Genomic DNA, 6,627 nt, shown 5'->3' on the forward strand with positions numbered 1-6,627 from the left:
GGGGCCCCTCCCGTGTGTCCCCCGGCGGGCGCGCCTCACGCGGCGTTCTTCGCCGTCTCGCCGGGGACCCGGTAGGCCCGGACCGTCGTGTCGAGCGCGCCGCTCAGCGCCGAGGCGGCGAGCGGGACGAGGCCGCCCGCGGTGAGCGTGACGACCGGGCCGAGCGCCCCCGCCAGCGCGCCGAGCACCGAGTCGCCGAGCGCCGGACCGCCGCGCGAGCACATCTGGTAGATCGCCGAGACCCGCCCCCGCAGCGCGTCCGGCGTCTCGACCTGCACCGCCGCGTGCCGCACCGTCGTGGCCATCGCGTCCGCGACGCCGAGCGCGAGCGCCGCGGGCAGCGCGAGCCACAACACCCGGGCCTGCGCCAGCGCCAGCACGGCGAGTCCGTACCCGGCCGTGCCCCACAGCACGAGGTGTCCGGCCCGGGCCGTGCGCACGAGGCGGAAGATCCACACCGAGCCGAGCAGCGCTCCCGCCGAGGGAGCCGCCGTGAGCAGCCCGTAGCCGGTGGGCCCGGCGTGCAGCACCTTGTCCGAAAGCTCGGGCAGCAGGACGCGGTACGCGCCGAAGAGCGTGGCGCTCAGGTCGAGCGCCATGAGCCGCCACACCACCGGTTCCCCGCGCACGTAGGAGAGCCCCTCGCGCATACTCCGCCACACCCCGGCGCGCGCGCCCTCACCGGCGAGCGGCGGCACCCGCAGCACCCCGAGCACGACGATCAGCGCGGCGTAGGTGACGGTGTCGAGCACGTACACCGCCCCCGGCCCGCCGAGCGCGATGAGCACTCCGGCGAGCGCGGGACCGAGCAGCACCGCGAGTTCCCGTGAGGGATTGAGCAGCGCGAAGGCCGCGACGAGCTGCGAGCGGGGCACCATCGCGGGGATGAGCGCCTGCCGGGCCGGCTGGTCGAAGGTCGCCGCCGCCGTCGCGAGCAGCGAACCCACGAGCACCGCGGGGACGGTGGCGGCGCCGGTGAGGGTGAGGAGGGCGAGGGCGAGCGAGGCGAGGAGGGCGAGCGACTGGCTCCACTGGAGCAGCCGCCGCCGGTCGAGCCGGTCGGCGAGCACCCCGCCGAGCGGCGAGAGGACGAGCAGCGCCACGGCCTGCGCGAGCCCCACGAGACCGACCTGCGCGGTGGAGCCGGTGAGCTGGTAGACCTGGTACAGGTTGGCGGCGACGGCGCCCCGCGTGCCGATCTGCGAGAGGACCACGCCGGACCAGTAGAGGGTGAAATCGCGGTGCCGCAGGACGTCGGGCAGCGGGATGCGGTGCAGGGTCATACGAGAAGGTCCCCTTCGCGTCGCCCGGGTCCCGGCGGAGGCCGCGGGGACCCGGGCGGGTGCCGTCCCCGGACGGCGTCCGGACGGCTCAGTCGACGGGCACGAGCGTGACGTTGCGCGGATCGACGCCGAGGTGCACCTCGGTGCCCGGGGGGATCGACACGGACGGGTTGGAGCGGCTGCGCAGCCGCGTTTCGCCGACGGTGGTGATGTGGTCGATGGAGTCGCCGAGGAAGGCCCGGTTGTGGACCAGGCCGCGCCAGGAGTTGACGGGGGAGGCCGGGGCCCCCTCGGAGATGCCGAGGCTCTCGGGCCGGATCGAGAGCAGCACGGCGTCCCCCACGGCCGGGCGGCGCGGGCACTCGCGCGCCACGAGCGGCCCGTGCGGCGTCTCGACCGTCACCTCCGCGCCCAGGACCTCCGTCACCTTCCCCTCCAGGAAGTTGGAGCTGCCGATGAACTCGGCGACGAAGCGTGTCGCGGGCCGGGTGTAGATGTCGCGCGGCTTGCCGACCTGCTCGATGCGGCCGTTGTTCATCACCGCGATCCGGTTCGACATGACCAGCGCCTCCGCCTGGTCGTGCGTGACGTAGACGGCGGTGAGGCTCAGTTCGCGCTGGAGGCGCTTGAGCTCTAACGAGCTGGTGCGTGATTGCGGTTGGGGAGGGATCGCGCGAGGGTGGGATGATCCAGTCCGTGGTGATCACGGTCGACCGGAACGTTCTCGCGCATCAGCTGTTCACCGGTGTCTCCCGGCAGCATCTGGCTTGCCTGGTCGAGGAGTTGGCTGGCCCGTGGCAGGCCATGATTGAGGGGCGTCGTCACGAGGCTCGCGGCGGGGCCAGGAAACGTGAGGCGGGGGCCGGTGCCCGGCATCGGCTGGTGTTCGTCGACCGGCTGGTCGTCACGCTGATTCACCTGCGGCACGATCTCCCGCACTCCGTCCTGGCCCTGTTGTCCGGTGTCGACCGTTCCACCGTTACCCGCGCGGTCGGAGAGATGCGCGGGCTCCTGGCCGAACGCGGATGCGCGGTCCCTGACCGTCCTGGCCTGCGGCTTCGGACCCTGGCGGATGTGTTCGCCTACGCCCAGGCCGAGGGCATCGAGCTGCGGCTGGATGCCACCGAGATCCAGGTCCGCCGGCCCGCAGCCGGCCGCGGCGGACGCCGGGCGTTCGTCTCGGGCAAGAAGAAGCAGAACACGATGAAGGCCACTGTCGTTGCCGACCATCAGGGCCGCACTCTCTGGACCGACGCCCTGCGGCCAGGCCGGATGCACGATGCGACCGCCACACGCAACGAAGGTATCGGAACCTGTTTCCAGCACTTCCCGGACGTGGAAGTGCTTCTGGACGACGGCTACCTCGGTCTCCGGCGTGATCACCCCGGCCAGGCGATCACACCGCCCAGAAAACCAAACAAGATCGCTTTGCCGCACGTGCACGCCGCCAGAGAAGAGGCCCGGCACCGACACTCATCGAAGCGCATCACCGTCGAGCACGCGCTTGCCGACCACAAACGCTGGAAACAGCTGACCCGCTGGACGCACCGGCGAGAGGCCCTGCCCGACACCTACCGGGCCATCGCCGGCCTCGTCTCCGACCGAACCGCCAACGCGTAACCACGCCCCTGATCAGGCAAACACGCCTCAACCGCAATCACGCACCAGTTCGTTACCGAGGTTGAACTCGGGATGTCGTGTTGCTGGTCAGGCGGGTCGGATAGGAGCATCAGGTCCGGCTGCGTCACGAGCGCCCGCGCCAGCGCGAGGCGCCGCTGCTGCCCGCCGGAGAGGTTGGTGGCGGGGCGCCGCGCGTAGGGGCCCAGCTCGATGACGTCCAGGACCTCGTGCACCCGGCGCGCTATCTCCTCCTTCGCGGGCCGCCTGACGCGCGGCATGACGTCGAGCGGGAAGGAGACGTTCTTGAAGACGCTCATGTGCGGCCAGATCGCGTACGACTGGAAGACCATGCCGAGACCGCGCTTGTTCGCCCGCACGTTGACCCCGTGCTCCGCGTCGAAGATGACCCGCTCGCCGAGCGTGACCCGGCCGTGCGTGGGCCGCTCCAGGCCCGCCACCGAGCGCAGCGTCGTCGTCTTGCCGCAGCCCGAGGGCCCGAGCAGCGTGAACAGCTCGCCGTCCTCGACGGTGAAGTCGATGTCGTCCACGGCGAACAGCCGGGTCCCCGCGGCGGTGGTCTCCTGCCGCCGCGCCGCGCCTTTTTTACCCGCCGCCCCGTCCCCGTTCCGCCGCGCCCGGCGCGAGGCGGCCGCGGTGGGCTCGTAACTCTTGGCGAGGGATTCCACAGTCAGCATCCCGGTGTCCCTTCGGGTGTTCGGCTCGGTGTGGTGCGTGGTGCGTGGTGCGTGGTGCGCCCGTTCCGGGGAGGGGAACGGGGTCAGTCGTTCTGGAGGCCGAAGCGGGCCCCGAAGCGGTAGGCGGCGGTGACGAGCACCACCAGGATGAGGATCATGCAGACGCCGAGCGCCGCGAGCGTCGTGAACTGCCCGTTCCCGAACTGCTCCCAGATGAGGACGGCCAGGACCTCCTTGCCGGGGCTGTAGAGCAGGATCGTGCTGGACAGCTCGCGGAAGGACACCACGAGGATGTAGATCCAGCCCGCCGTCGCACCGTTGCTCATGAGCGGCAGCAGGACCCGCCGGAAGGTCTGGAACCAGGAGGCCCCCGAGACCTGCGCCGACTCCTCCAGCTCGGGCGCCATCTGCGCCATCGCCGAGCTGGAGTAGCGCATCCCGTAGGGCAGGTAGCGGGTGCAGTACGAGAGCAGCAGGATCAGCAGCGTGCCGTAGACCGGCAGCGGGACCCGCAGGTAGACGAAGGCGAGCGCGAGCCCGAGGACGAGGCCGGGGATCACGATCGGTGTGAAGGCGAGCAGGTCGAGCAGTCCGCGCCCCGGTGCCTTGGTGCGGTGGACGACCCAGGAGACGACCGTGGTGAGCAGCATGACGATGGTCGCGGCGCCGATCCCGAGGAGCACGGAGGGCGACGAGGAAAGTCGGCCCTCCGCCCCGGCACCCGGCCCCGGCACCACCCCGGCACCCGCCCCGGCGCCCCCCGCCCTGCGCGAACTCGGCGGCGCTCCCGCCTCCCTCGACTCCGTCCTCAGCGGCACGGACGTCACCGTCGTCCTCGCCGGCGAGGACAGCGGGCACCGCGCCGCCGCCCACATCGGCCGCATCTGCTTCGCGCGCGGCATCACCACCGCCGGTGTCGTCCTCGGCGACGGCCTCGAGGCCGACGAGGCCGTGGCGGCCCTGCGCCCGCGTCCTGCTGCTCTCCGCCGACGAGGACGACGCGCGCGAACTGCTCACCGCGCTGCGCGCCTGACGGCCCGCGGCCCGTACCCACCCGGAAGGCGCATGAGCGACAGGATCACCCTCGACACCCTGCGGGCGAAGAAGAGGAACGGCGCGAAGATCGTCGGCGTCGTCGCCTGGGACCACCAGATGGCCCGCATCGTGGACCGCGCGGACGTCGACCTCGTCTCCGTCGGCGACACCGTGGGCGTCAACCTCTGGGGTCACAGCAACCCCTTCGAAGTCACCATGGACGAGATGGTCGTCGTGGCCCGCGCGGTCCGCCGCGGCGTGCGCCGTGCCCTCGTCAGCGTCGACTTTCCCTACGGCCCGCTCCAGGAGGGCAGCGCCGCCGCCGTCCGCGCCGCGATCCGCTTCGTCAAGGAGACCGGCGTCGACCTCGTCAAGCTCGACGGAGCCGCCGACTTCCCCGAAGCGGTCGAGGCCGTCACGCGCGCCGGGATACCGGTCTTCGCGCAGTTCGGCATCACCCCGCAGACCGCGCTGCGGTACGGGGTCGCGTACAGCGCCGCACCGAGCGCCGAGGAGCAGGTCCCCGAGCGGATGCGCGCCGAACTCCTCGCCCAGGCGCGCCGCTTGGAGGAGGCGGGCGCGGTCCTGCTCAACTTCACCAACTCGGGCCCCGTGATCGGTGAGGCCGTCGCCCGCGCCGTCGGCGTGCCCGTCCTCGGCGGCTTCGGCGGCGGGCCCTGGCTCGACGGCCGGATGCGGATGGCGGGCGCCGCGATCGGCTACGCCGCCGACACCCTCGACAACCCCCCGGACACCTACGCCCACGCGGCCCGCACCGCCTACGACGCGATCAGCGCCTGCGCCCGCGACGTCCGCGCGGGCCGCCAGATCGCGGGGGGCGTCAAAGTCACGGAAACCGCCGGGAACTGACGCACCGGCCCACCACGAGTGCCCGAGTCGGCCACGAGCCACGCGGTCCGTCGCGAGCCGCCCACCACGAGCCGCCCACCACGAGCCGCCCGGTCCGCCGGGTCCGCCGGGTCCGCCACGAGCCGCCCGGTCCGTCGCGAGCCGCCCGGTCCGCCCACGAAAGGAGCCCCCCCATGCCCGTCGCCGAAGCGGACGGCATCCCCACGCGGTACGAGGTGACCGGTTCGGGCCCGCCGCTGCTCATGTTCTCGCCCGGCGGCTTCGACTCCTCGGGCGAGGCGTGGCGCACGGTCGGCGTCTACCGGCGGCTGCGCCTGCTCGAACACCTCGGCCGCCACTACACCTGCGTCACCTTCGACCGCCGCGAGTCCGGCGCCTCGGGCGGCCGGCTGGAACGCCTCTCCTGGTCCGCCTACGCCCGCCAGGGCCTCGGCCTCCTCGACCACCTCGGCATCGACCGCGCCCACGTCATGGGCGGCTGCGTCGGCTGCTCCTCGGCACTCCAGCTCGCCGCCGAGCACCCCGGCCGCGTCCGCGGCATGGTCCTGTACTCACCGGCCGGGGGAGTGCACTACCGCCGCAAGCAGCACGAGAGGTTCCGTACCCACCTCGCCTTCGCCGGGACGTACGGGCTCGCCGAGGTCGCGCGCCTCGCGCGGGCGACGACGGCGGGCTTCACCGAGGACCCCCGCCCCGGCCCCTGGGTCCGCCTCCTGCGCGCCGACGAGGACTTCGCCGCGCGCTTCGCCGCAACGCCGCTCGCGCGCTACCTCGCCCTCGCCGAGGGCAGCGCCCGGCTCCTCTTCGACCGCGACACCGCGCCGGGACCCGAGCCCGAGGACCTGCTCGCGCTCGATGTGCCCGCGCTCGCCGTCCCGGGGCAGGACACGTCCCACGCCCCCTCCGCCGCCCGTTACCTCCAGGAGTGTCTGCCGCTCGCCGCGTACTGGAACGTCCCCGTCGCCGAGCAGACGGAGGCGAGTGCGTCCGCCCGCATCCTGAGCTTCCTCGCCGAGGCCGGAGCCCAGGCCGGAGCCGAGACCGACCGCGCGGCCGAACCCGGCGCACCCGGCGCGGGCGGTGCCGATGGCCGGTGAGCGGGCCTGATCCGCCCGCGGGTGAAG

Annotated in this window: 7 protein-coding genes; 3 read left to right on the forward strand and 4 right to left on the reverse strand. The window is 73.1% G+C overall.

All coding sequences use genetic code 11. The features are described 5' to 3' along the window. Positions 1 to 35: 35 nt before the first annotated feature. Together SSBG_RS28695 and SSBG_RS28700 are read right to left on the reverse strand one after the other, a co-directional pair. Positions 36 to 1,283 carry an MFS transporter gene (locus SSBG_RS28695; RefSeq protein WP_008749534.1) on the reverse strand — a complete coding sequence of 416 codons (1,248 nt, stop codon included), beginning with the start codon at positions 1,281 to 1,283 and terminating at the stop codon, positions 36 to 38. Positions 1,284 to 1,371: 88 nt separating this feature from the next. After that, the gene (locus tag SSBG_RS28700) at positions 1,372 to 1,842 is read right to left on the reverse strand and encodes a TOBE domain-containing protein (RefSeq protein WP_008749535.1); all 471 of its coding nucleotides are present in this window, start codon (positions 1,840 to 1,842) and stop codon (positions 1,372 to 1,374) included. Between the two features lie 125 nt (positions 1,843 to 1,967). Between SSBG_RS28700 and SSBG_RS28705 the strand changes: the two genes are divergently transcribed. Further along, the gene (locus tag SSBG_RS28705; RefSeq protein ID WP_008744639.1) at positions 1,968 to 2,903 is read left to right on the forward strand and encodes a transposase family protein; all 936 of its coding nucleotides are present in this window, start codon (positions 1,968 to 1,970) and stop codon (positions 2,901 to 2,903) included. Here SSBG_RS28705 and SSBG_RS28710 read toward each other — a convergent pair. Then, positions 2,855 to 3,598 carry an ABC transporter ATP-binding protein gene (locus SSBG_RS28710; protein WP_008749536.1) on the reverse strand — a complete coding sequence of 248 codons (744 nt, stop codon included), beginning with the start codon at positions 3,596 to 3,598 and terminating at the stop codon, positions 2,855 to 2,857. The two genes, SSBG_RS28705 and SSBG_RS28710, sit on opposite strands and share 49 nt — an antisense overlap. A gap of 83 nt (positions 3,599 to 3,681) precedes the next feature. Next, positions 3,682 to 4,248 (reverse strand): ABC transporter permease, encoded by a 567-nt coding sequence (locus SSBG_RS28715; protein WP_234010685.1) that lies wholly within the window; start codon positions 4,246 to 4,248, stop codon positions 3,682 to 3,684. Between SSBG_RS28715 and SSBG_RS28720 the strand changes: the two genes are divergently transcribed. Beyond that, positions 4,247 to 5,503, forward strand: a complete 1,257-nt coding sequence (locus SSBG_RS28720; RefSeq protein WP_234010784.1) for a 3-methyl-2-oxobutanoate hydroxymethyltransferase — start codon at positions 4,247 to 4,249, stop codon at positions 5,501 to 5,503. The genes SSBG_RS28715 and SSBG_RS28720 overlap by 2 nt on opposite strands. Positions 5,504 to 5,676: 173 nt before the next feature. Beyond that, positions 5,677 to 6,600, forward strand: a complete 924-nt coding sequence (locus tag SSBG_RS28725; RefSeq protein WP_008749539.1) for an alpha/beta fold hydrolase — start codon at positions 5,677 to 5,679, stop codon at positions 6,598 to 6,600. The last annotated feature ends 27 nt before the right edge of the window (positions 6,601 to 6,627 follow it).

Source organism: Streptomyces sp. SPB074 (genome assembly GCF_000154905.1).
Taxonomy (GTDB): domain Bacteria; phylum Actinomycetota; class Actinomycetes; order Streptomycetales; family Streptomycetaceae; genus Streptomyces.